Source organism: Rhizobium esperanzae (assembly GCF_014197615.1).
Lineage (GTDB): Bacteria > Pseudomonadota > Alphaproteobacteria > Rhizobiales > Rhizobiaceae > Rhizobium > Rhizobium esperanzae_A.
In genome coordinates, this window is sequence record NZ_JACIFY010000004.1 from 128,911 (window position 1) to 149,954 (window position 21,044).

At 60.9% G+C, this 21,044-nt stretch carries 22 protein-coding genes; all 22 read right to left on the minus strand.

The genetic code is table 11. From position 1 onward, the window contains the following. Positions 1-44 precede the first annotated feature (44 nt). The 22 genes from folD to GGD57_RS07260 all read right to left on the minus strand — a co-directional run bounded on the left by folD (position 45) and on the right by GGD57_RS07260 (position 21,020). Complete coding sequence (folD, locus tag GGD57_RS07155) at positions 45-944, minus strand: bifunctional methylenetetrahydrofolate dehydrogenase/methenyltetrahydrofolate cyclohydrolase FolD (protein WP_184468258.1); 900 nt, start codon at positions 942-944, stop codon at positions 45-47. Between the two features lie 120 nt (positions 945-1,064). Continuing rightward, positions 1,065-2,834: a succinoglycan biosynthesis protein exop gene (locus GGD57_RS07160; protein WP_184468260.1), complete on the minus strand. Its 1,770-nt coding sequence runs from the start codon at positions 2,832-2,834 to the stop codon at positions 1,065-1,067. A gap of 207 nt (positions 2,835-3,041) precedes the next feature. Further along, positions 3,042-3,881 (minus strand): WecB/TagA/CpsF family glycosyltransferase, encoded by an 840-nt coding sequence (locus GGD57_RS07165; protein WP_184468262.1) that lies wholly within the window; start codon positions 3,879-3,881, stop codon positions 3,042-3,044. A gap of 350 nt (positions 3,882-4,231) precedes the next feature. Beyond that, positions 4,232-4,771 carry a hypothetical protein gene (locus tag GGD57_RS07170; RefSeq protein WP_085736232.1) on the minus strand — a complete coding sequence of 180 codons (540 nt, stop codon included), beginning with the start codon at positions 4,769-4,771 and terminating at the stop codon, positions 4,232-4,234. Next, the gene (locus tag GGD57_RS07175; RefSeq protein ID WP_085736230.1) at positions 4,771-5,136 is read right to left on the minus strand and encodes a hypothetical protein; all 366 of its coding nucleotides are present in this window, start codon (positions 5,134-5,136) and stop codon (positions 4,771-4,773) included. The genes GGD57_RS07170 and GGD57_RS07175 overlap by 1 nt, the downstream gene beginning before the upstream one ends. 11 nt (positions 5,137-5,147) lie before the next feature. Next, entirely contained in the window at positions 5,148-5,711 is a 564-nt protein-coding gene (locus tag GGD57_RS07180) for a rod-binding protein (RefSeq protein ID WP_184468264.1), read from the minus strand. A 31-nt stretch (positions 5,712-5,742) separates the two neighbouring features. Continuing rightward, the gene (locus GGD57_RS07185; protein WP_184468266.1) at positions 5,743-6,156 is read right to left on the minus strand and encodes a hypothetical protein; all 414 of its coding nucleotides are present in this window, start codon (positions 6,154-6,156) and stop codon (positions 5,743-5,745) included. Positions 6,157-6,163: 7 nt separating this feature from the next. Beyond that, on the minus strand, positions 6,164-6,916 hold the full coding sequence (locus tag GGD57_RS07190; RefSeq protein ID WP_184468268.1) for a flagellar biosynthetic protein FliR: 753 nt from the start codon (positions 6,914-6,916) through the stop codon (positions 6,164-6,166). Beyond that, entirely contained in the window at positions 6,913-9,000 is a 2,088-nt protein-coding gene (gene flhA / locus GGD57_RS07195) for a flagellar biosynthesis protein FlhA (RefSeq protein WP_184468270.1), read from the minus strand. Before flhA ends, GGD57_RS07190 begins: the two co-directional genes overlap by 4 nt. Positions 9,001-9,212: 212 nt before the next feature. Further along, complete coding sequence (gene fliQ, locus GGD57_RS07200; protein ID WP_010067422.1) at positions 9,213-9,479, minus strand: flagellar biosynthesis protein FliQ; 267 nt, start codon at positions 9,477-9,479, stop codon at positions 9,213-9,215. A gap of 83 nt (positions 9,480-9,562) precedes the next feature. After that, positions 9,563-10,021, minus strand: a complete 459-nt coding sequence (gene flgD, locus GGD57_RS07205; RefSeq protein WP_184468272.1) for a flagellar hook assembly protein FlgD — start codon at positions 10,019-10,021, stop codon at positions 9,563-9,565. Further along, positions 10,012-10,461 carry a flagellar biosynthesis repressor FlbT gene (gene flbT / locus GGD57_RS07210; protein ID WP_003570292.1) on the minus strand — a complete coding sequence of 150 codons (450 nt, stop codon included), beginning with the start codon at positions 10,459-10,461 and terminating at the stop codon, positions 10,012-10,014. Before flbT ends, flgD begins: the two co-directional genes overlap by 10 nt. Further along, the gene (gene flaF / locus GGD57_RS07215) at positions 10,458-10,805 is read right to left on the minus strand and encodes a flagellar biosynthesis regulator FlaF (RefSeq protein WP_003570294.1); all 348 of its coding nucleotides are present in this window, start codon (positions 10,803-10,805) and stop codon (positions 10,458-10,460) included. The genes flbT and flaF overlap by 4 nt, the downstream gene beginning before the upstream one ends. A 31-nt stretch (positions 10,806-10,836) precedes the next feature. Beyond that, positions 10,837-11,889, minus strand: coding sequence for a flagellar hook-associated family protein (locus tag GGD57_RS07220; RefSeq protein ID WP_184468274.1), 1,053 nt, complete (start codon positions 11,887-11,889; stop codon positions 10,837-10,839). A gap of 3 nt (positions 11,890-11,892) precedes the next feature. Continuing rightward, on the minus strand, positions 11,893-13,380 hold the full coding sequence (flgK, locus tag GGD57_RS07225) for a flagellar hook-associated protein FlgK (protein ID WP_184468276.1): 1,488 nt from the start codon (positions 13,378-13,380) through the stop codon (positions 11,893-11,895). Positions 13,381-13,399: 19 nt separating this feature from the next. Then, a complete protein-coding gene (locus tag GGD57_RS07230) occupies positions 13,400-14,707 on the minus strand; it encodes a flagellar hook protein FlgE (RefSeq protein ID WP_184468278.1) in 1,308 nt (435 codons plus the stop codon). Between the two features lie 126 nt (positions 14,708-14,833). Then, positions 14,834-15,505 carry a transcriptional activator Rem gene (gene rem, locus GGD57_RS07235; protein WP_085736218.1) on the minus strand — a complete coding sequence of 224 codons (672 nt, stop codon included), beginning with the start codon at positions 15,503-15,505 and terminating at the stop codon, positions 14,834-14,836. 280 nt (positions 15,506-15,785) lie between these two features. Beyond that, a complete protein-coding gene (locus GGD57_RS07240; RefSeq protein WP_097613154.1) occupies positions 15,786-16,343 on the minus strand; it encodes a lytic transglycosylase domain-containing protein in 558 nt (185 codons plus the stop codon). After that, positions 16,291-17,727 carry a flagellar hook-length control protein FliK gene (locus GGD57_RS07245; RefSeq protein ID WP_184468280.1) on the minus strand — a complete coding sequence of 479 codons (1,437 nt, stop codon included), beginning with the start codon at positions 17,725-17,727 and terminating at the stop codon, positions 16,291-16,293. The genes GGD57_RS07240 and GGD57_RS07245 overlap by 53 nt, the downstream gene beginning before the upstream one ends. Next, positions 17,724-19,019, minus strand: a complete 1,296-nt coding sequence (gene motC, locus GGD57_RS07250; RefSeq protein ID WP_184468282.1) for a chemotaxis protein MotC — start codon at positions 19,017-19,019, stop codon at positions 17,724-17,726. The genes GGD57_RS07245 and motC overlap by 4 nt, the downstream gene beginning before the upstream one ends. A 4-nt stretch (positions 19,020-19,023) precedes the next feature. Further along, positions 19,024-20,394 (minus strand): MotB family protein, encoded by a 1,371-nt coding sequence (locus tag GGD57_RS07255; protein ID WP_184468284.1) that lies wholly within the window; start codon positions 20,392-20,394, stop codon positions 19,024-19,026. Next, the gene (locus GGD57_RS07260; RefSeq protein WP_184468286.1) at positions 20,391-21,020 is read right to left on the minus strand and encodes a hypothetical protein; all 630 of its coding nucleotides are present in this window, start codon (positions 21,018-21,020) and stop codon (positions 20,391-20,393) included. The genes GGD57_RS07255 and GGD57_RS07260 overlap by 4 nt, the downstream gene beginning before the upstream one ends. Positions 21,021-21,044: the final 24 nt, after the last annotated feature.

Sequence of the window (21,044 nt, forward strand, 5' to 3'; positions counted from 1 at the left end):
CGTTATCGCAAAACCGCTGCACACTTTTGCGCGACATGCTCTAATCAAAACTGCGGCGGGGTCTGCCCCGCGGTGCGATGGGCGGCGATAACAGTGTTGGCCATCAGCATGGCGATGGTCATTGGGCCGACGCCACCGGGAACCGGGGTGATGGTGCTGGCGACCGCGGAAACCTCCTGGAAGGCAACGTCGCCGACGAGCCGGGTCTTGCCCTCGCCTCTTTCGGGGGCCGCCACGCGATTGATGCCGACGTCGATGACCGTCGCTCCGGGCTTCACCCAATCGGCCTTGACCATTTCCGGCCGGCCGACCGCAGCGACCAGAATATCGGCGTTGCGGCAGACCTCGGCGAGGTTCTTGGTCCTGGAGTGCGCGATCGTCACCGTCGCATTGGCGTTGAGCAGCAATTGCGCCATCGGCTTGCCGAACAGGTTGGAGCGGCCGATGACGACGGCGTTGAGGCCGGAGAGATCCTCGCCATGGGTGCGGCGGACGAAGACCATGGCGCCGGCCGGCGTACAGGACACCAGCCCGGTCTTCAGATCGCCGGTGGCGAGCTTGCCGGCATTGACGACGCTGAGGCCGTCGACATCCTTTTCCGGCAGGATCGACTGGATGATCGGCTCGCTGTCGAGCGGCTTCGGCAGCGGCAGCTGCACCAGGATGCCGTGGATCGACGGATCGGCGTTGAGGGTGGCGACGAGCGCGGCCAGATCCTCCTGCTTCGTCTCGGCCGGCAGCGTGTGCTGGATGGACTTGAAGCCGCATTCCTTGGCCATGCGGCCCTTGGAGCCGACATAGGCGTGGCTCGCCGGATCGTCGCCGACGATGATGACGGCAAGGCCGGTGGTGACGCCGCTGCTCTTTTCCAGCGCTGCCGTCGCACTCTTGACCGTCTGAATTACGGATGCAGCTACGTTCTTGCCGTCGATTACTGTCGTCACGCGTCTCTCCGCCCTGTTTTGCGTCAATCTATGCATAGTTGACGAGCGTCAAATGCCCGCTAACGCCCTATCCTGTCGGAAAGCCGCAATGCAATATCAAACTTGCAAGGAAATGTTCGTTCAGCGCAGCGGCTGGCGCCCTTCGAGCGCATGAACACGCAGCCGGTCGCGCAGGCCGGAGATCTCGGAACGCAGCACCTCCACCTCGTCGACCGGAGGCGGGACCGGTTGGGATGCCCGCACGGAAGGGAGCGATGGCGACACCGGCATCTCCTCTTCGACGACAGCCGTAGGCTTACGCCGGCGCAGCAGCAAAGCAGCAGCAAGGCCTGTGATGAAACCCGCGGCAGCGCCGGCGAGCGAGCGCCCGGTCCGGCCATCGGTTGCCGATACCGCCGTTGCCAGCGCCGGCTTGATGAGAGCGATATGGCCGTCGGCGGCCGTTCCCGCCGATACGGAAGCCGCATCGTCCAGGCGCGACCGTGCGGCAGCCGCCTTCTCGCTGAATTCGGTCAGCCGGGAAAGATCGACGCCGGTATCGCGGCTTTGAGCGATCAGCGTGTTGCGGCGATCGTTCAGGCTCTTGCGCGCATCGACGGCGGCCTTGGCAGCGGCGTTGGCAGCCTGAGCAAGACGGGTAAGTTCCTTGCTCATATTCTCCTTCAGGCCATCGGTCTCGGCCTGCTGCTGCAAGAGGCGCGGATGGCGCGGGCCGAGTTCGGCCGAAAGCTGCGCCAGCGCCGTCTTGGCAACGGCATATTTGTCTCGCCAATCCTGCAGCGCCGGCGAAAGCATATCGGCGGGCAACGAACCAGCGAGCACTTCGGCAAGTTTTGCCGCCTTCAGCCGATCGGCCTGTGCCTTGGCGGTCAGGATAGCCTGGTCGGCCTCTTTCAGATCGGCATCGAGCCGGTCGATCTGGCGGCGAAGATCGACCGCCACCTTGACGTTGCCCTCGCCGCTCTTTGCCGTGAAAGCCGTCAGTTCGGCCTTCGCCTCGTCATAGGCCTTGCGCAGGGCGGCGTCGGCTTCAGCGCTGCCGCCAGGGGTGTCTCCGGCGGAAACTGCCTCGGCAAGCCTTGCGGCGATGCGCATGGATTTACCGCTGTCGCCTGTCGTCACCCTGACGAGGATCGTACCGGCGGCGGCATCGGGCAGGATCTCGACCGCATGTTTCAACGTCGACTCGGCGCGCGAGGCCGGATCGGCAGCAGCACCGGTCGCCGAGAGGAGGTCGAGCGCAACGCCAAATGCATCGGCGCTGCGGCCGGCAAATTCGGGATCATGATCCAGTTTCAGAGCGGTGACCGTCGAAGCGACCACCCGTGCCGACAGCAGTCCTTTCGCCGCAGCCTGGGTGAAGGCGGCGCGGCTTGCGGCATCGGTCTTCACGCCGAGCGTCGCTTCGGCGCGGTAGAGGGCTGGCGAAACCGGCATCAGCGCCGGCAGGCCCGCGCCGATGATCGTCGCAGCGGCGACCGTCATCGCAAGACCAATGCCGCCTGAACGCCGCAACGGCGCTGCCGGTCCCTCACGGATCACCGCCGGCGGTTCGGGCGAGATCATCGGCTCGCCGGCCGGAGCAGCAAGTTCCGCATGGCGCACCGGTTCCTGAGGAAGCGGATGGCCGACATCGTTGGCGGCCCGCAGGCGATTGCCGAGGATGGTTTCGATGCGGTCGACCAGCGGCGCCGTCAGCGCCGCTTTTGCCCGCTGCTCTTCCAGTGCGCGGCCGATGGCGCGCAGCAGTTCGGCCTCGGGCGGCGCGATATCAGGCCGGTTCGACCGGGGCAATCCGTAGGCATCGTCATGGGCGCGCGCCATTGCGGGCGCCGTCGGCCGGGCGGCGGCGCGATCGTGAAAGCTGCTTCTGGCTCTGCTATCGTACATTTGCGCCACATCTCATGCACGGGGATGGCCGAGTTCGCTCATCCGCACGCGATGCCGATGATTAAACGACTCTAAATATTCATGGCAAAGAAATGGTTAACCGAGCCGGCAAGAAATGAGAGCATTGCCTGATTTCCGAGAAATCAGGCAATGCTCATTTCTTAATTTTACGCAAACCCGCAGCATAGTTTGGCTGAATTGTTCGATTCAGCTCGCCTTCTTGTGGCTCGACGGCGGCTGCAGCACGGTTTGGTGTTCTTCCGGATGGCTGAGAATTCTTTCCCGCCGTTGGAAGCGATAGCGCAGCACATGGTAGAGAAAGACCGGGATGCCGATGATGTAGCGGCGCCAGAGCCGGGCCGGCTCCTGGATCAGGCGATAGGCCCATTCCATGCGCATCATCCGCACCGTCTTCGGCGCACGCGGAACGGCGCCGGACACGAAGTCGAAAAGCGCGCCGACGGTCAGCACCAGGCGGGCATGATCGGCGCGGATGTGGTCGTGAACCCATTTCTCCTGCAGCGGCGTTCCCATACCGACGATCAGGATATCGACCTTCTGCCGCTCGAGCTCCGCGATGACGAGAGAGGGATCGTCCTTGTCGAAATAACCGTCGGAGACGACGACGAATTCATGCCAGGGCGTATGCTTGCGGAAATTTTCCGCCGCCGTCTCGACGACCGAACGCGTGCCGCCGACGAGGCCGATGCGACGCGGGGCCTCCATGAAGGTCAGGAAGGCCGGTACAAAATCGGTGCCGTTCAGATTGGCGGGGAACGGCGAACCATGGGCGATCTGCGACGCGATGTTCAGGCCGATGCCATCCGGCAGCACCAGATTGTGCGACATGATCCGGTAATATTCATCGTCGCGAAGCGCGGTCAGCATGTTGTGGGCATTGACGAAGCAAACCACGGTCTGGCCGACGGGAATGGAGGCCAGCTCGTTGATGAAAACGAGGGCGTCGTCCCAGCCGAGGTCGCAGACCGGCAGATCGAAGATCGTCCGCCGCGATGCGAGCACCGCGAAGTTTGCAATCAGATTCATTCCAACCTCCTGCCGAGGATGCTTCATCCGCCCGACATCCCGGAAAACAAGCCCACACTTCCCGCATCGGCGCTCGAAAGGCCGGTCGCGTCCCGCCGGGACGGCATCGCCCCGAACCCGGAAGCGGCACGTGCCAAGCTGTGGCACCTGATATAACAGGACGGCTTCAAACAACCCTTAGGAAAATTCCTTGGATTTCCATGCGCGCATAAGTAGTTTATTAACCACATGCGCCAACGACAAACGGCGCCCTGCGGCGCCGCTTATCTCAATGACAGGATGGTATTAATGCATGTCGCCCGGAAGTGTCAGCGGTTCCGGGATAACGACGTGCATAAAGGCAAAGAGCTTTAGTGGGCGGCCGGTGCCGGCGCATCGCCGGCCGGTGCGGTCTCGACGATCTTGACGGGTGTACTCACCTTCTTCGGCTGCCCGGCGGAGCTTTCCTTGACATCTTCCTTGGAGAGATAATCGAGCTGCTCCAGCATCACGTCGGCGACATATTCGCCGCCGAGGCGCTCGTTCATGCCCTTCTTGATCTCATCGCGAAAGGCCTTCGGATCGAAGGATTTGATGTGGGCGATATCGACCATCTTGTTGCCGACGAGCAGGCTGAAAAGCTCGTCCGTCGTCATCTCGGCCAGCGGCAGCGTCACACCCTTCAACATCTCCTTGTTCATCATGAAGGAAACGCGGCCAAGGAAATAACCGGTGATCGCGCCGTCGCCGATGATCGGTACCGTGATCGTTTCACCCTTCACCAGTTCGAGCGCGCTCTGCTTGGAATCCGTCGCAGCGGGCGCCGGCGCGGTCGCCAGGTACACCGAGAAATAGACCGATGCCAAGGTGATGGCGCAAACCCAGACGCCGGTGAGGACGAGCTTGATCATCAGTTACCACGCGCGGCGAATTGTTCCTGGGAATAGGTACCGTCGGCATCGGCGTCCTGAACGGCGTTCTTCAGCAGGTCGGCGACAGCGCGAACCGCTTCGAGATGCGCCTCGACCCGGCGGGCATTGAGAACCAGCTTCTTCTTCAGGCCGTGCAGCTGATCGAGATGGGTAGCGGCAAGCTCGGCCGGATCGGTGTCGCGGAAAAGCATCGACAGCTCGTAGAGGCAGCGGCTCTTATGCGCATTGGAGACCTTGAGATCGAACTGCGGATCGCTGCCGATCCGGGTGTTCTCATTGTCGATGATCATTTCGAGGCGTCCGAGAACGGATTTGATCCTGTATTCGTTCGAAACTATTTCCATGGTACCCTCGGTTATGCGTCGCTTGCCGACTTGGCGTCGGCGGTCGGCGTGCCAAATGTCTTGCGCTGGAAGTCATCGATCATGCTGAGTGCAGTGTTGCGATCACGATCATCGGTTGTGGCATTGGCGATCTTGCCTTCCTGCCGGCGCAGCTGCTCGCTGTACATCTGCTTGGCAATGCCGATGCCGTCACCCTTGGCCATGGTGTTGCCGAGCTGTTCGGCCATCATGCCTTTCCAGATATCGCCGGTCGCGCCCTTGCCGTAGACGTCTTCGCTTTCGCTCGGCAGCATCGACTTGACGAAATTCTGCAAAACCATGGCCTCGAATTTCCGGTAGCTTTCCGGCACTTCCTCGGCCTTGGTGCGGTTCTGGATGTTGTTGACGCCGCTCTTCTGGCTGACATGGTCGAGAATATCGACCGTATTGGAGAAGCCCTTGCCGTTCTCGGCGAGGCTCGTTGCGGCAAAGGCCGCACGGTTTGCCTTCAATTTTTCCTGGGCCGCCTGAACCTCCATGGGGTCGGCGGCTTTGACAACGTCCAGGACCAGATCACTGGGGGGCGAAATAGCCACGTTACAATCCTCTAATTTAAGATCGTAACGACTATGGGTTTCGAAGCTTGCTGGAGGCTGGTGTTGCGAATTGCTGATCGATGACATCGTAGACGGCGTTGTCATCGGCCTCGCGGCGCTCGGCCTCGAGGGCGTCGTTCATGCTTTCTTCGAAACGATCGCCCTTGGCGCGCTCGCGCGCCAGCCGCATCTCGTGGATCTGCTGCATGCCGGTCAGCTGCTGGTCCTTGATGCTGAGCCTGCCGAATCGGTCGGCGTAATTCTGCGAGAAAGCATGGTGGACCGGATCCATGGAGCCGAGCGCGAGGATGACGTCGTCCATCGCCGCATTGACCTCGACGCGCTGGCGGCTGGTTTCGGCCAGGTCGTTCTCGGCCATCCTTTCGAGATGCCGCTGCACCAAGAGCAGTCGCTTGAGCTTCTGGGAGCGGTTCTTTTCGACCATATCTGCCTCATCGCCCGATATAGATCGAGCCGAAGGACTGGCCGAACTGGCTGACCATCGCCGCAATCGAGAAATAGATCAGGAAGAGCCCGCCCATCAGCAGATAGGGCGTGGAGATGAAGTAGACGGGGATCTGCGGCGCGAGCTTGTTGATGAAGCCGATCGAGACGTTGAAGATCAGGCCGTAGATCAGAAACGGGCTCGCCAGCCGCAGCATGATGTAGGTGGTCTGCTCCAGCGTGTCGGTAAAGGAGATCAGCGTCGCACGCATCTGCATCAGGCCGCCGAAGGGCATGGTGGTGTAGGAATCGATCAGCGCCCGGAAGACGATGTGATGGAAATCCATCATGAAGAGAATCATGATGCCGGCAAAGGTGATGAAACCGGACAGACTGCTCTCCGGCGTGTCTTCGATGATGTCGGCCGCACCCGGCTGGGTAAAGCCGACCATCGTGGCAAGGATCGTCGCGGCGAACTGCATGCCGAGCGTGTAGATCCGCGCCAGCAAGCCGTACATCACGCCGATCAGCGATTCGCTGAAAATCAGGCCGATATAGGTTGGCGAACCCGTGTGGACGGCCGGATAGACCGTGTCCCAGAGCAGCGGCATGACGGCAATCGAGAGTGCGCCGGCGATGAAGACGCGCAGCTGTTCGGGCACACGCGCCGAGGAAAAACCCGGAAGAGCCAGCACACAGCCACCGATCCGGCAGAAAACCAGGAACAGCGCGAGAACGGTCCCTTGCGGGTCTGTTATCATGAAATAGAGCCCAAAATCTTTATCTCGATGCCCTTGGCCAGTTCGACATGCGACAGCACCGGGAGCGTGGCGAACAGCCGTTCGATGATCATGCGCACATAGGAGCGTGTTTCCGGCGACGTGACAAGGGCGAATGGCAGGCCGCGATCCATGAACTCACGGATAACTTTGGTGGCCTGTTCGCTGAATTCCTCGAGGCTGCGCGGATCGATGTCGAATTCGATCACTTCGCCCTTGGGGTCGCGCTTCAGTGCCTGGTGGAAGGCGAGATCCCATTTGCTGCCGAGCCTGAGCACGCGCAGCACGCCGTTGTCGGCGAGGTCACCGCAAAGCTGCTGGGCCATGCGGATGCGGACATGCTCGACGATCTGCTCGGTCTTCCTGACATGCGGGGCGAGTTCGGCCACCGCTTCGAGAATGAGGTGCAGGTTGCGGATCGAGACGCGTTCGGCCAGCAACAGCTTGAGCACCGCCTGCAGGCCCGAATAAGACATGTGCGACGAGCAGATCTCGTCGGCGAGCTTCTTGTATTCGGGGTCGAGTCGGTCGATCAGCACCTTGACGTCCTTGTAGGACAGAAGCTGCGGCAGGTTGTTGCGGATGACCTCGCTCATATGGGTCAGCACGACGGAGACGTTGTCGATCGGCTGGAAGCCCTCGCGTTTCAGATCGTCGGCGAAGTTTTCCAGGATCGAGACGGCAGGCATGCCGAAAGCCGGTTCGCGGATTTCGTCGCCCGGAATGCTCGGCCGGCGGCCGGCGCCGGTGACGACGAGGACTTCACCGACGCGCAAGAGATTGGAGGCGACCGTCGTGCCGTGGATGCGGATCTGGTAGGACTTCTCGGCGATGGCGATATCGTCGGTCACCTTGATCTCGGGCACGACGAAGCCGTATTGCGTGGCGAATTTCTTGCGCATCTTGCCGACGCGGAAGGCGAGCTCCTGGTGGGCGCCGAGCAGACGCGTCGAGACCATCTTGCCGAGTGCGAGTTCGATCTCGGAGGTGCGCAGCACCGACTTGACCGAATCCTTTTCCAGTTCCTTGTTCTGGACGACCTTCTTTTCCTCCTGCTCGCGGCGAAGCATGTTTTCCGCTTCGACCTGACGCGGAATGAACCAGGCGCCGAAGGCGAGAAGACTGCCGAGGGTCACGAAGGGGATAAATGGCAGGCCCGGCATCAGGGCGAGCACGAACATCAGCACGGCCGAGACCGAGAGCGCACGGGGATAACCGCTCAGCTGATTGACGACCGCCTGGTCGGTGGAGCCGGTGGTGCCGCCGCGCGAGACGAGCAGGCCGGCAGCGAGCGAAACGATGAGGGCCGGCATCTGCGAGACGAGGCCGTCGCCGACGGAGAGCTTGACGAAGACGTCGGCCGCTTCGCCGATCGGCATACCGTGACGGAAATAGCCGATGATAATGCCGCCGAAGACGTTGATGGCCGTGATGATGAGGCCGGCGACGGCATCGCCGCGCACGAATTTCGAGGCACCGTCCATCGCACCGAAGAAGGAGCTTTCCTCTTCGAGTTCTCTGCGCCGGCGCTGGGCTTCCTTCTCGTCGATGATGCCGGCCGAAAGATCGGCGTCGATCGACATCTGCTTGCCGGGGATGGCATCGAGAGTGAAACGCGCGCCGACTTCGGCGATACGCGTGGCGCCTTTGGTGATGACGATGAAGTTGATGGTGATGAGGATCAGGAAGACGATCAGACCGATGACGAAGTCGCCGGACATGACAAGGCTTGCAAAACCGGCGATGACGCCGCCCGCCGCATCGTGGCCTTCATTGCCGTGGGACAGGATGACGCGGGTCGTGGCGATGTTCAGCGCCAGCCGAGTCATCGTCGCGATCAGCAGAATGGTCGGGAAAGACGAGAAATCGAGTGGCTTCTGGATCCACAGCGCGACCATCAGGATCAGCACCGAGAAGGCGATCGAGAAGGCCAGTCCCATATCGATCAGGAATGGCGGGATCGGCAGGAAGAGAATGCAGATAATGCCGATGATGCCGAGGGCGAAACCGACATCGCGCAGACTCGGAACGACTTTCGGAAGGGGTATTGCAGGTGGTTGCGCCATAACTGTTCCGTCTCTTCATGAGAGGAGCGGACATGAGGTCCGCCAATTCGGATCGACAATTAGATGGCGAAGCTTGCGCGAAGGTGGCTCAGAGCGGTTCAGCTTTTCATGAGAGCGTAGAACCGCTCTAACCTTTTGTCTCTACGCAATCCCCGGCAAAAGCGCTTTGCGCTTTGCCTGCCAAAACCGCTGCGCACTTTTGCTGGAATTGCTCAGAAACCCGACTGGATGCGCGAGAAGACCAGATTGGTAAAAATCGAAACCTGCGAGCCGACGAAAGGCGCGGTGACACCGACCACAACCAGCACGGCGACGATCTTCGGCACGAAGGTCAATGTCGCTTCCTGCACCTGGGTCAACGCCTGGATCAAGGCAATGACGAGGCCCACCACCATCGCGGCAAGGACGGCGGGACCGGAGGCAATCAGGACGGTCCAGATTGCGGCCTGGAACAGATCCAATGCATCAGCTTCATTCATCCGAAGGCAACCTCATATCGCCTTGAGGCGGCCCCACCATATCAGGGCCGCGATTGATTGGATTACCCGTCGGCGCCGCGGTATCAGCTACTGCTGCTGTCGCTGGTCGTCGTCGCGGTGGTCGTCGTTGTCGGCGCTTCGTTGGAAACCGTGATTCCCGCCTGCACGAGTATCTTACCGCCAGCCTTGGTCGTTGCAATGATGCCGTCGGAATAAACCTTGACGGAATCGACGATTCCTTTGACGGTGCCGTCGGCGCTTTCCATGTATTTGCCGACATAGCTGCCAGCCTGGGTCAGGCTCGAGCTTGCCAGAAGCGTGTCCAGCTTGGTGTTGGTCTGGATCGTCTGCTCGACCTGGGAGAAAGTTGCAAGCTGCGCGACCTGTTGGCTGGCATCCATCGGAGAGGTCGGATCCTGGTTCTTCATCTGGGCGATGAGCAGCTGAAGAAAATTGTCGTAGTTGAGCGTCGCCTTCTTGGCCGAACTCGACGTGCTCGTCGAGGTCGAACTGCCTACGCCTGAGGTTGCATCTACCGCCATGGTGCGATCTCCCTACGAATCTGCTCGACCATCGTCGGCGGCATTTCGTGGTTGTTGAGGATATTGTCTTCGATCGCGTAGAGGCCGCGGATCGCCTTCAGTGCGTCGAAAGCGCGGCCGGTCGAGACGAGCGCATCGATGCGCTTCAGTTCGGCGAGGATTTCCTCGTTCTTGAAACAGGTGAGCAGCATGGTGATCGACTTGCGGAACATCGCCGTCGAATGGTCCTTGCCCTCGGGATTGATGAGGATCATCTGCGCGATGAAATAGAGCTGGCGCAGCGGCGTCGTGGCGCCTTCCGGCTGGAGAACGTGGTTTTCGAGAAGGAATGTCACATCATTCAGGAATTCCAGCGCGACCTTGCGGTCGACGCGCAGGACGGCGCCGTTGATGAAGATTCTTTCTCCGGCTTTCAGAGAAATGCGAAGTGTACTTTTCATTTAAGTCCATCCCTGATGATGGTGGTAACGTCGATGATGCCCTGGTAGTTATTAGACAGACGTTTTCGTATCCTGTCGCATTCCTTCAATATCCAGATCGCAATCGAGATGAGATTGGCCCTCAGCTCGATCTCCAGCTGGTTGTCGGGATGTTTCAGATCCTCGATGAAGCTGATCCACACCCGGCGCGTATAAAACAGGGCTTCGATGGCTTCCCGGCCGTATTTTTCCTTATCGCGCGCCAACGACAGCAGGTCTATGGACCGGTCAAGGACCTGCCATTCCCGCTCTTTCGCGTCGGCCACCGAGTCCTGCATGACTTCGGCATATGAGAACTGATACATTCATGCATCCTTCTGTGCGCGCCTTTGATCATCAAAGGTAGTTTACGAGACTCAACTGCTGGATCTTCGAGACGATCGTGTAAGCCGTTTCAAGCTGCGTTTCCAAAGTCTTGACGAGGGTCGAGGCTTCGTAGGGATCGACGCCCTGGAGATCGACGAGCTTGTTCTTGATAATGTTCGACTGGGCGTCGAGAGCGTCGTTGGACTTCTTGACGCGCTCCTGGGAAAGGCCAAGCTGGCTTGCCTGCGTCACGAGGCCGCTGGTCGCCTTCGTCGTGTAAGTGATCGCTTGCTTGGACACCGTGCTCATCGCATCGGCGCTGAGGTTCTGACCGAGCAGCGCCGAGGTCATCACCGAGGCGAGTGCCATGTAGCGCATGCCTTCGGAATTGGCGTTGGTCGAGGATTCGATCACTTCGGAGTTGCTGATGCGGCTCGTCATGTTCTGACTTGATGCCTGCGACCAGCCGGTCGTCGCGTTGGTCCAGTTTGCCTGGCTGAACATCGGCTCGACCGTCGTGGTGATGAAGGTCTGCATTTCGGCGCCGGTAAGAGCGCTGACCGCCTTCGGCGGAACAAGAGCGCCTGCATAGGTGTTCAGTGCAGTGACAATGGCTGCGCTCGTCGCGGTCGTCTTGTCGGTCAGCGGCTGCACATCGGTATTGATCCCCGAGAACAGATATTCGCCGTTTACCATGGTATTGGCCGTATCCATCATGGTGGAGAGCGCGCTGGTCGCCGACTGGATGGCGACGGTAATGCTGCCTGGATCGTGACTGCCCTGGAGCGCCGTCAGCTTCGAAACGAGGCCATCACCGACGTCCTTCATCTTGGACAGACCAAGCTGCGAGGATTCCATGCGCGCGGTGACCAGCGAATTGCTCGATTTGATCGAGTCGATCCTGTCGACCTCGCGGCTGAAATCCACGCTTCGGGCGGCATTGCCGCCGAGCGAGACCCCGATATCGGCATAGACTCCCGTCGTTGCTTCCATCGTCGCCTTCGTCATCTGGTTCTGCCCCTGACGAATGGTCAAGCGCATCGCATTCTGAATGGCCGAACTTGAAATAAATGAGCTCTTCATGGCTTAACTCGCAATATCCAGCAATGACTTCAACATTTCGTCAACGGCGTTAAGGATTTTCGTCGCCGCCTTGTAGGACTGCTCGATGTCGAGGAGCAGCGTCAGTTCCTCGTCGAGGTTGACGCCGGTTTCGTTGGAATAGGCTTCGTCGGAGCGTGACAGCGCAGCCGAGGTATTTTCCGCCGCCGTCGTGGCATTGCTGCGATACTGCTCGAGCCAGCCAAGGGAATTGGTAGCGTATTCCATGATGCTGACGTTCGAATCGATGCCCGTCGTCGCATCAAAACCGACTGCTGGCCCAGCCGCGGGGTCGAAATCGATGTCGGAGCCCAGCGCCGTATAGAGGCGATCGAGGTCTGTCGTATAACCGCTGAGGCCGGTGGGGTTACTGACTAGGCCAGTGGCGTTGACGCCGCCATCGCGCAGGCGCATCGGGTCGCCGCCTTGCGAGGTGATGACCCGGCTGCTGACGGTGATGGTGGACGCCATGCCGGCAACCGCGGTGGCGCCGGTATCGACCGTGCCGCCGCTCCAGGTGAAGAGGCCGGGCACATAGGCCGGGCCGGCTGCCGTGTTCTGCTCCTTGAAAAGCGAGACCAGGCCGCGAGCGATTTCGTCGAGCTGCTTCTGGAAGTTCGGGGCGATCTCGTCGCGGACCTGGAGGAGCGACTGGAGGCTCCCCTGCCCTGTCGTCGTCGCTCCGCTGCCACGCTGAAGCGCCACACCGTCCACATAAACCGAATTGCCGAGTATCGTGGCGGTATAGACATCCTGCGATTTGAACGTCACCTTGCGCGGGACCGTCTCGAAGAGGATCGTCCCGTCGGTCGTGCTCAGCACCATATCGTTATTGTCGCGCGTCGTCGTGTTGACGCCGACGATCTGCGAAATCTGCTTGAGCGCCTTCTCGCGTTCGTCGAGGGCGCCGGATGCATCCGCACCCGAGGCCGTCGCGGTTTTCACCGCATTGTTGGCCTTCTCGAAGTCACTGAGGAGCGTATTCAGCTTATCGACGTCGGTGGCGATCTGCTTGTCGGCGCCGGCGCGGACGTCCTGAACGGATTGCGAGGCGTTGTTCAGCGAGTTGGCGACGTCCTGGGCGGCGGTGATGGCGCCCTGGGCGGCAACGGTGCTGCCCGGCGCCGTGCGGAAGGCCTGAAGCTTCTGCTGGAAAACGCCGAGGTAGGTGGATGGCGACGTTTCGTAGTCGTTGCCGCCCATGATCGACTTGAGGTCATTGAGACCGCCCAGCAATGCCTGCTGGGCGCTGTCCTGCGAGGATGACTTCAGATATTGACGCAGCAGGGCATCTTCCTGAGCGCGGTCGATCTTGACGACCTGAGCGCCGTTTAGGGACGTGGTGAGCATCGCCTGCCGGCGCACGTAATCTTTGTTGCCGGCATTCGAAATATTGTTCGATACGACACTGCTTTGCGTGCCCGTATTGTTGAATATTCCCTGCGCGGTATTCAGTGCTGACGTGAGCGACATGGCTTACCCGTTACCCTGCTTATCTCTTGAGGTTGACGAGAACGTCCATGATGTCGGACCCCGTCTGGAACACCTTGGAATTGGCGGTATAGCTGCGCTGCGCCTCGATCATCTCGGTCAGTTCTCCGGCGAGGTCGACGTTCGAACCCTCGAGAGCGCCCGATTTGATCGTGCCGAGACCGTTGGTCTGCGGGAAGCCGGTGACGGTGACGCCCGATTGGCCGTTGGCGCTGTAGACGTTGCCGCTCATCAGCGTCAGCTTGTCCGGGCTCGCGACGTTGGCGAGCGGGATACGGTAGAGCGGCTTGTTGGTGCCATCCTCGTACTTGGCGTAGACGATGCCGTCGCCATCAATCGTGACGTCCTTGACCGGGCTTGCAGCCTGGCCGTTCGGCGTCCCCGTGCCGGCAAAGGCGGCGCCAAGCTGCGTGAAGCCGGAGAGATCCATTTTGATGGTCTGACCGGTCACCGTATCGGCGATGTTAACAGTGCCCGTCGAGTTGGTCATTTTGCCGTTGGCGTCGAAATCGAGCGTGGTCGTGCCAACGGCGCCGCCAGCGCTGTAGGGAAAGGAGCTCGTGCCGCCCGTTGCCGCATTAGCGTTGCGGAAGATCGCAACTTGCCAGCTGCTGTTAACGGCAGGCGGCGCCGGCGGCGGCGTCGCCGCGACCGAGGTCTTGGTGAAGTAGAAGTCGTACATCACCTTGTTGCCGAGCGTGTCGTAGGCGACCATCGAGAACTTCTTGGTATCGGTCGTCGTGGTGGCGGCGTTGGCGCTCGGCAGCGTCGCAGGAGCGACCGGGGCGATATTGGCGCCGGAATCGAGATTGCCCTTGAAGACCCCGGATGTCGAGGCGATGGCGGTCAGGCCTTCCTGGTTGACGTTGATGGGAACGAGGCCATCGAAGCCGTTGACCACGACGGCCGGAGAGCCGGCGTCGTAGGAATACCCCATCAGGCCGAAGCCGGCGGCATTGACGAGATTGCCTTCATCGTCCTTCTGGAAGTCGCCGGCACGGGTCAGAACCGGCGTGCCGTCAGGGCCTTGTACGATGAAGAAGCCGTCGCCGGAGATCGCAAGGTCGGTCGTGGACGTGGTGTAGGAAATATCACCCTGGTCGGAGACGGCCTGGCGGACGGAGGTCTGAACGCCGCCGGAATTGTAATTGCCGCCCGAGGAGGGAAGAACCAGCGACGAGAAGCTCGTCGACACGGCCTTGTAACCGGTCGTGTTAACGTTGGCGATGTTGTCGCCGACGGTGCTGAGACGGTTCGCCTGCGCGTTCATCCCCGATACCGCCGTCTTCATGCTGCCGAAAATGCTCATCTGAAAACCTCGTTTTACCTGTTAAGCTCAAGAGTATTTGTCGGGCCTTGCGTGAAGCTGTCTGTCATGGCGAGCCGCGAGGCCAACATCGAGGTTCAGCCGGGCGCCGCCGCCCGGCCCAAAAAATCAGCCCCAATCAATGCAGTAACCAAGGAAACGCTTGGAATCGACCGGATCGACTCCGAGCTTCTTGCGCAGCTTCTTGCGCAGCTTCGAGATGTGGCTTTCGACGACGTTCTCCTCGACTTCTTCATCGAAGATGCCGTAGATGGCGTTGAAGATCTGGGTCTTGGTGACCCGGCGACCGCGATTGGCGATCAAATATTCGAGGATGCGGCGCTCGCGCCGGGGAAGCGCGAAGACTTCACCGTTGATCTCGGGGTCACGACCATCCGAGAAGACGCGGATGCCGCCGATCTCGGTGTAATTGGCGATCGCCTTCAGCCGGCGCCGGATTGCAGCCGCCCTTGCGAGGATTTCGCGCGGATGTACCGGTTTGCGCACCACATCGTCGACGCCGCAATCGAACAGCGCAAGGGTGTTTTCGAGCGAGTGCTGGTCGCTGACCGCAATCACTGGCGCCATCGAACGATCCCGGATCGCCCGGGGCAGTTCGTAGTTGCGCTGACCCTGACCGATCAGGAAGGCCTCGACTGCCGCAATATCGGAATCGGCAGCGGTCTGCACCCACTCGCCGAATTCGGTTGGATCAAAGCCGGTGGAGGGAATGCCCTCACGGCCGAACAGAGATGTATATCCATCTTTCACGAGCTCACGCTCATCAACCACGACGATCATTCGTCCGCCTCCGAATCAGTGTGGCACTTCAATGATCTATGGGTACGAATCGTGCGAATCGGCGACAACTCGTTAAAGTTAATGGCAGAAATTAATAATTGATTAAGATCCGGGTAGCGATTTGATCTATATCTAGTGGGTATGATTGATTATGCACACCAAAAATTCGTGGAAAAGTTAACGCTCCCTTAATTATGACTTGCGCAGGCGATTCATGCCGGATTCCTGCCATATTGTGACACAGTTTCGTCACAATGGGCCTCTTCCATCTTCGGTTGAATCAATTTTGGCAAAAGTTACTCGCATTGGGAGTCCACTTGCCGTAGCCCGTAGCGACCAGATTGGCGATGACGCGGCAGACATATTGCTTTTGGGCGGGGTCATTGTTGGGGCCCGCATGGTATCTGGCTACCGCCATCGTCCATGTCTCGTGACGGTCATGCAGGTTGCGGAGGAATTTTGCCGCATACTCCACGTTGCGATGCGGGTCGAACATATCCTCGGCCGAGGCGAAATTTTCGCCGTGATAATAGTGGTTGATCTGCATGCAGCCGATATCGATGAGCTTGGCGCCGCTGCTGCGGGCGACGTCGAACTGCCTCATTGCATCCTGTTCCGAGGGCGGAAAGATCGCCTTGCCTTCGACATTCATGGCGTAGGGATAGAGCGATCCCTTGCGGCCGGTCTCCGTCAGACCGACCGAATAGAGGATGCCGACCGGGATGCCGTATTTGGCAGCCGCCGACTGGATTTCGCGTTCGCAGGCGCCGGTGGAGGCCTTGGCCTCAGAGGTAAACGCCGCCAGTGCCGCTGCTGCGGCCAGCAGAAACGTCTTCAATCCCGGTCTCGCCTGCGCCATTGAAGCCCCCGCCCATTCGCTGTGCCGTCTGATTATGGCGCTCGCGCGCCTCGCCGCCCTGCCCCTGCTGGGCGAGCGACTGCTGTTGGGAGGCCTGGCCCTGGCTGCCTGACTGGTTGCCGGCGTCGCTACGCTCGACCGGCGCCATGCTGATAGTAACGTTGTCGACGGCGTAACCCTGGCTGCGCAGAGCTTCGAGAATCTTGCCGTGATCTTCCTTGATCTGACGATAGGCCGCCCCGGTTTCGACCTTGAGATCGACGTTCAAGGCGTCGCCGGACAGACGCATGGTCGCGGTCACCAGGCCGAGATCGAGCGGGTTCATCTGGATCTTCAGCGTATTGACCACCTTGCCGGTGATCGTCCACTCCGCCGCGTTGGAGAGCGCCGAGCTCGGCTCCATGGCGCGCGCCCACTCGGAATCGCCCGAAAGAGCGGCAGTGACGGCGGCGGAATTCGAATTCTGCATCAGGCCGATATAGCGGCGCGATTCCAGCACCGCGACGTTTTCGACATCGCTCTTCTTGGCGCCGTCCTTTGCCTCTGCCTGATCGGTGCCGAGGTGCACATCCATCGACACGCCGCGGCCGTCGGCGCGGCTGATCCTGAACGTCCTGCCATCGGCGGCTTCGGCATTTTCCGCTCCGGGAACATCCGCCTTAGCGCTTTCGAGGTTGCCGCTGACGGCTGCGAGCGCGTCGGAAGCATGACCGCCTGCCTTGGCGTCGATACCGTCGACCTTCTTGTCGGCGGGCTTGACTTCATCGGCTCCGGCAGAGGCGTGACGCGCGCCGACCACCGGCAAAGCAACCGCACCGTCGGCAGGATTCCGCTTCAGCAGGCCGAGGACGTCGGAAATGCCGCCGTCATCATCGGCGCTGTCCTCGTCCGTTTCGGTTTCCAGCGCGTCGGCCTTGGCGTGTTTGCCGCCTTTGGCGGCCTGGGCGATCTCGTCGGCCGAGCGGTCCTTCGGGTCGAGCTTGCCAAAGGCGAGATCCGCCGGCATTTTGACCTCGGCCTTTGCGGACTTTGCCCCGGCCTTTTCGACATTGACGATCTCGGGGGCGCTCTCAGCCTGCGCCTTCAGTGCCGCGTCGCTGAGATCGATCAACGGCTTTGCGCCGTTGCGGCTGCGGATCGTCCGCGCTACTTTCTCGGCGGTGGCAGCGGCATCGGCAACCACACCCTGACCCGGCTGCGCATCGTTCGCGTCGTCATTGACGGCGCCGCTGCTTGCCTTGGCAAGTGCGTCGCCGAAGCCGTTCTTTTGGCCGCTGGCATCATCTTTTCCGGCCGGCCGCACAGATTTCGCAACCGCAGCCGTCTCCGCACCGGCTCCGCCCGAGACGCTCATATCCATCATTGTTCGTTGCCTTCCTGCGCCAGAAGACCGTCGATCTCGTCGAGCTTGGACCGATTGGTCGTCACAAATGCGTTGAATGAGGGGTCGGCAGCCTGGCTCTGGCCAGTCGATGCCACGCCTCCCGGAACAGGCTCGGGAAGCGCGCCTGGCGCTCCCGGTTGCGGAACTGTGGCCGCAGCCTTTTCAGAAGTGATTTCTTGATGGTCAGTGTTAGGATTCGAGGCTTGCGTCAGGCTTGCCGGATCGGGAGCGCTGAGGATCTGCTCGGCAACTGATCGCGCCGCCGCCTGCAGCGCCTGATCGCGCGGCGAAAGCGCATTGCCGGCGATGCCGCTGACATTCTTCGCCGCCCGGTCGATATCCTCGGTGGGAAGGCCGGCCATGCCGCCATAGAAATCCGCCAGCGGACCGAACGCATTGTCCGTGCCGGCGCCGAGCGACTGCACACGCTCGACCGCCATATGCGCCAGTTCCGGCTTGCCTGATATCGCGGCCGCGCGGGCGATACGCAGATAGACCTCGCGCTGGCGCGGCGCGTCCATGAAGGAGAGGATGTCGACGACATCCTGCGGTTTCACGTCGTGATCGTGGCCGACGACGAGTGCGACGAAAAGATCGGCGAATTGGCTGGCATAGGGCGAATGCAGAAAGCGCCTTGTATAACGCTGCGAATAGGCCATTCCCCTGTCGAGCAGGCCCTTGTCGACGCAGATGGCGACGGAGCGGCGCAACGCCGCTTCCTCGACGATCGTACCGGGTGCTGCAAGGCGCGCCTGGTCGTAGAGATCCAGCGCATCGGTCGGTTTCGTCGCGATCAGCACGTTGCCGCCGATCAGCGCCAGGTAAGGACCGATCTTCTTATCGCGATATTCCCTGGCCATCTCCTCCAGCGTCTTGGCGACGAGCAGCCCCTTGCCGCTCAGATATTTTCTGAGCACATCGGTGACGCGGTTGTCGAAATAGCCGTTGACGTCGTGGGCGATCAGATATTCGAGCGTCTGCGGATTGCCGCCGCTCATTGCGTAGATCAGCGCTGCGTCGACGTTGCGGTCGTCCTCGAAAACCGACGTCTCGACGGTGCGTAGCCGCTGGTCGATCGTGCCCAGCATGAAGCGCTGCATCTCACCGGCCGAATGATCGCCACCGACGACGGAATCCTGCACGAACTGCAGCGACCGCAGCATCTTGTACGGCGCGAGATCATCCGGATCCTGTGCCTTGCCTGCGGCCGGCGAAAGCATCGCCAGGCCGAGGGCCACAAATCCGACATAGCGATGCTGCCGACGCGCCATCCTATTATCCTCGATCCGCCTGCACCAGAATCTCGATCCGGCGGTTGGTCGCGTTGAACGGGTCGTCCGGCAGCTTCAGCCGGCGGTCGGCAAAGCCGGAGACCTGGGAGATGCGCTTCTCGTCGAGCCCGCCGCGCACGAGCATGTAGTAGGCGCTCTGGGCGCGGTCCATCGAAAGCCGCCAGTTCTCGTTCTGCGCGCCCTTGTACTGGCGCCCGTCCGTGTGGCCGCGGATGGCGACCGCCCCGCCCCTCTCCTTCAGGATCGCGCCGATCTTCTGCATGGCGAGCACCATTTCCTGGCGTGGAACCGCCGAACCGATATTGAACATCGAATCGTCGGTCTGGTCGGAGATGCTGACCAGCAGCCCGCCTTCGGTTGCCGTCACGGTCAGACCTTCGGCAAGCTTGCCGGCAACGCCACCGATCTGCTGGGCGATCTCTGCCTGCAACTGCTCTGCTTGCTTCTGCTCTTGGGCCTCGGCCGCGCTCTTGTCCGCATCCTTCTGGTGATCGGCGTCCTTTTGCGCGTCGGCGTTCTTGTCGCCAGCGTTCTTGTCGCCAACCTTCTTATCTCCGGCCTTCTTGTCGTCAGCCTTCTTGTCGCCCGGCGCCTTGCCGTCCTTGGCCTCGGCCGCGTCCTTGGTTTCCGTTGTTTTCTTGGTTTCCGGGGCGGCCTTCTGATCCGGGGTCAGCGGTATCGGCTTCATATCCTCTGCCTTGGCGATCTCGGTTGTTCCGCTCTCGGCCGCCTGCTGGTCGTTCTTGCCGGGAGGCGCGGACTTGCCGGCCGTCGTGACCTCGACCTGCTTCGTCCAGAAATCCGGGTCGAAGGGATCACGATAGGCCTCGCCGCCATCGGCGCCGGTGGCCGGGCCGGAATCGGCCGCACCGCCATCGCCCTTGGCGCTGACATTGGCCTGCTGTCCGACTTCCTGGGCGATCTCGGCCAGAACCGAATAAGGATTTTCAAAGAAATCCGCCTCGGAATAATTGGTTTGGTCGCCGGATGTCGATGTCTGGTCGTCACCATCCGCCGAGGCCTTGCCGTCGTTCGGATTTTCTTCCTTCTGCTTCGACTTTTCCTGCTTCTCCTCACCCTCGGCGTTGTCGACAGGCTTCTTCAGTCCCTTCTCGGTCGGCTTTTCGTCGGAGAGCTTGATCGGATTGAAATAGGTCGCGACCGAGGCCTTGGTCTCCTCGTTGGCGGCATTGACCAGCCACATGACAAGGAAGAACGCCATCATCGCCGTCATGAAATCGGCATAGGCGATTTTCCATGCGCCGCCATGGGCACCATCGTGATCGCCACCGCCATGTCTCTTGACGATGATGATCTCGTTCTTGCCGTGGTGATGGTTTTCGCCGTCGCTCATTCGAGAACTTTCTTCAAGCTGGCCGCCCAGGCCGACATACGGGTGACGATGACGGATTCACCGATTTCGACGGCGAGATCGATATCGTCGGTCTCAAAATGGCGAACCGCCTCGGCATGCTCGCCGAGTTCGGCCTGCAATATCTCGAAAAGCCGGGCCGGACCCTTGACGACGATCGGTCCGGCCGCACCCTCAAGGATCGCATCGCGCAGCAGGACGGCGAGGTTTTCGGCGGCCTTGGCAGCGAGCGCTTCGGTCATCACCGGGGCGATGACCTCGGCGGCGCCGGCACTGACCATCTGCGCGACCTCTTCGGCGATATCGCGGATGCGGGAAGCAATGATCGCCGCCGCCTCGACTTCGTAGCGAAGCTTCAGTTCCTCGACCTCACGCGCATGGGCCTCAGCCAGCGCCCGCGCCTCCCCTTCGTATTTCCCGGTCAAATCGGCCGTCGCTGCGGCATGACCTTCCGCATAGGCATCGAGGCGTTCCGCCTCGACGTCGACCGCCGGTTCGCTCGGCATTTCGGCGAAACTATCGCTGGCGAAATCATCCATGTCGATGATCGGTGCCGGCGGTTCCGGTTCACCGAAATCCTTCAAATACCGGGAAAGCGTAATGCTCATAAAAATCCATCCCATGCGGGAGGC

Excerpts from the sequence above, each read along its gene's own strand:
- GGD57_RS07160 (WP_184468260.1), bottom strand. The coding sequence starts at position 2,834 with ATGTACGATAGCAGAGCCAGAAGCAGCTTTCACGATCGCGCCGCCGCC.
- GGD57_RS07165 (WP_184468262.1), bottom strand. The coding sequence starts at position 3,881 with ATGAATCTGATTGCAAACTTCGCGGTGCTCGCATCGCGGCGGACGATC.
- GGD57_RS07170 (WP_085736232.1), bottom strand. The coding sequence starts at position 4,771 with ATGATCAAGCTCGTCCTCACCGGCGTCTGGGTTTGCGCCATCACCTTG.
- GGD57_RS07175 (WP_085736230.1), bottom strand. The coding sequence starts at position 5,136 with ATGGAAATAGTTTCGAACGAATACAGGATCAAATCCGTTCTCGGACGC.
- GGD57_RS07185 (WP_184468266.1), bottom strand. The coding sequence starts at position 6,156 with ATGGTCGAAAAGAACCGCTCCCAGAAGCTCAAGCGACTGCTCTTGGTG.
- GGD57_RS07190 (WP_184468268.1), bottom strand. The coding sequence starts at position 6,916 with ATGATAACAGACCCGCAAGGGACCGTTCTCGCGCTGTTCCTGGTTTTC.
- flhA (WP_184468270.1), bottom strand. The coding sequence starts at position 9,000 with ATGGCGCAACCACCTGCAATACCCCTTCCGAAAGTCGTTCCGAGTCTG.
- fliQ (WP_010067422.1), bottom strand. The coding sequence starts at position 9,479 with ATGAATGAAGCTGATGCATTGGATCTGTTCCAGGCCGCAATCTGGACC.
- flgD (WP_184468272.1), bottom strand. The coding sequence starts at position 10,021 with ATGGCGGTAGATGCAACCTCAGGCGTAGGCAGTTCGACCTCGACGAGC.
- flbT (WP_003570292.1), bottom strand. The coding sequence starts at position 10,461 with ATGAAAAGTACACTTCGCATTTCTCTGAAAGCCGGAGAAAGAATCTTC.
- flaF (WP_003570294.1), bottom strand. The coding sequence starts at position 10,805 with ATGTATCAGTTCTCATATGCCGAAGTCATGCAGGACTCGGTGGCCGAC.
- GGD57_RS07220 (WP_184468274.1), bottom strand. The coding sequence starts at position 11,889 with ATGAAGAGCTCATTTATTTCAAGTTCGGCCATTCAGAATGCGATGCGC.
- flgK (WP_184468276.1), bottom strand. The coding sequence starts at position 13,380 with ATGTCGCTCACGTCAGCACTGAATACCGCGCAGGGAATATTCAACAAT.
- GGD57_RS07230 (WP_184468278.1), bottom strand. The coding sequence starts at position 14,707 with ATGAGCATTTTCGGCAGCATGAAGACGGCGGTATCGGGGATGAACGCG.
- rem (WP_085736218.1), bottom strand. The coding sequence starts at position 15,505 with ATGATCGTCGTGGTTGATGAGCGTGAGCTCGTGAAAGATGGATATACA.
- GGD57_RS07245 (WP_184468280.1), bottom strand. The coding sequence starts at position 17,727 with ATGATGGATATGAGCGTCTCGGGCGGAGCCGGTGCGGAGACGGCTGCG.
- motC (WP_184468282.1), bottom strand. The coding sequence starts at position 19,019 with ATGGCGCGTCGGCAGCATCGCTATGTCGGATTTGTGGCCCTCGGCCTG.
- GGD57_RS07255 (WP_184468284.1), bottom strand. The coding sequence starts at position 20,394 with ATGAGCGACGGCGAAAACCATCACCACGGCAAGAACGAGATCATCATC.
- GGD57_RS07260 (WP_184468286.1), bottom strand. The coding sequence starts at position 21,020 with ATGAGCATTACGCTTTCCCGGTATTTGAAGGATTTCGGTGAACCGGAA.